2 protein-coding genes are annotated in these 1,710 nt (G+C 36.1%); one reads left to right on the top strand and one right to left on the bottom strand.

Going from position 1 to position 1,710, the window contains the following annotated elements; all coding sequences use genetic code 11:
- Positions 1-373, top strand: a 373-nt coding sequence (locus tag AB3X49_RS22525; RefSeq protein WP_367964850.1) for a YitT family protein, incomplete at its 5' end; no start/stop codon positions are given.
- Between the two features lie 46 nt (positions 374-419).
- On the opposite strand, the gene pdxR is transcribed toward AB3X49_RS22525, so the two are convergent.
- The coding region (pdxR, locus tag AB3X49_RS22520; protein WP_367964848.1) for a MocR-like pyridoxine biosynthesis transcription factor PdxR at positions 420-1,710 on the bottom strand (1,291 nt) is incomplete at its 5' end.

Here is a 1,710-nt window from a genome sequence, read left to right as displayed (position 1 = left end):
ATTTTCAATTGAGCAAGCGATGTTCTCATTAGCAATTTTCTATATTGTTACGAAAATGATTGATTTCATATTAGATGGTATTAATCAAGGAAAGAGCGTTATGATTATTTCTGGGAAAAATAAAGAAATAGGCGATTTGCTTATGAAAGAATTGCAATTATCCGTTACGTATCTACATGGAGAAGGTGGTTTTTTAGGAGAGCACAAGAAAATCATTTATTGTATTACAAACCGTTTCATTTATCCGAAAATGAAAGATCTCGTTCTCTCTGTAGATCCAACCGCTATAATTGAAGCTTCCTATTCAACAGAAACAACTGGTGTTAAGCGTCCAGGAAGGACAGCGAGATCAGGGCAAGTATCAGAAAAATAGTGAATGAAAATAACTCCACGTAAGTATAACTTACGTGGAGTTATTTTTAGTTAGGGAACCAGACTTTTTTTAATAATTTTACAACCGTTTCTATACAATCTTCGGGAATACTGCCGAAACCGAGTAATACATACGATGCCTTCTTTAAATTATGAACAGAATCGTATGTGGAGAGAGGATACAACTTGATACGTTGTCTCGCAGCAGTATGAATCAGTTCTTGTTCGTTCATACCATTATGAACATGAAGTACGATATGCAGTCCAGACTGTTCGCCAAGTATTTGAACACGAGATCCCATTTCATTTTTGATAGATTTAACTAGTAATGTGTGCTTTCTTTTATATAACGTACGACTACGGTTCAAATGGCGCTCCCAATCACCATTGTGAATAAAGGTTGCAAAAGCGAGTTGCTGTATTGTGGAAACAGTTTGTTTAAACTTACCTTCAAGCTCTGTATAGATTTTTAATAGATGAGTTGGTAAAACGATATACCCCATTCGCAAAGAAGGTAAGAAGGATTTCGAGAAAGTTCCCATATAAATAACGCGTTCATTTGAATCTAGTCCTTGTAAAGAGGGAATAGGTTTTCCTACATAACGAAATTCTCCGTCATAATCATCTTCAATAATATATCCTCCGCAATCATTGGCCCATCTTAATAATTCGAGCCTTCTAGATAATGGCATAATCATTCCAAGAGGAAATTGGTGTGATGGAGTGACGTATGCTACATTGGAACGTGATTCACGTAAAGCTGAAATACGAATCCCTTTATCGTCTAATGAAATAGGGTGAACAGGAAGACCAGAACTTTGAATCATGGCAGTTATACGGTGAAATCCAGGGTTTTCGATTCCGTATTCTTTTTTTGAACCAAGCAGTTGAAGTAGTAGCCAAAGAAGAGGCTGCGTACCGGCTCCGATAATAATTTGATCAGGTGAAGAATGTACCCCGCGGGCATGGTATAAATATTTTGAAATATGCGCTCGTAGAACGAACTCACCTTGAGGATCTTCTCTAGCAAATAATTCATTTTCATACTGGAATAAAGTTTCTTGTAATGCTCTTTTCCAGTTTGTAATTGGAAAAGCTTTTTGATCAATCAGTCCTTGGCTACAATCATAGTCATATTGTTCTTTTTTTATATTGTTAGCGCTGTTTGACACAACTTGTTGTTTATTTTGAATGACATCAATATCAACTTCTGCAACAAAAATCCCACGTTTCGGTTTACTTTCTACATAACCTTCAGCTAGTAATTGTTGATAAGCAGATTCAACAGTAATACGGCTAACATTAAGTTGTACCGCTAAATTTCTGTGAGAAGGAAGG

Origin of the sequence: Bacillus sp. C30, from assembly GCF_040838255.1 — a bacterium.
In the GTDB taxonomy this organism is placed as follows: Bacteria; Bacillota; Bacilli; order Bacillales; family Bacillaceae_G; genus Bacillus_A; species Bacillus_A mycoides.
Note: the sequence above shows the minus strand (reverse complement) of the source record. Positions and strands in the feature narration are given on the sequence as shown.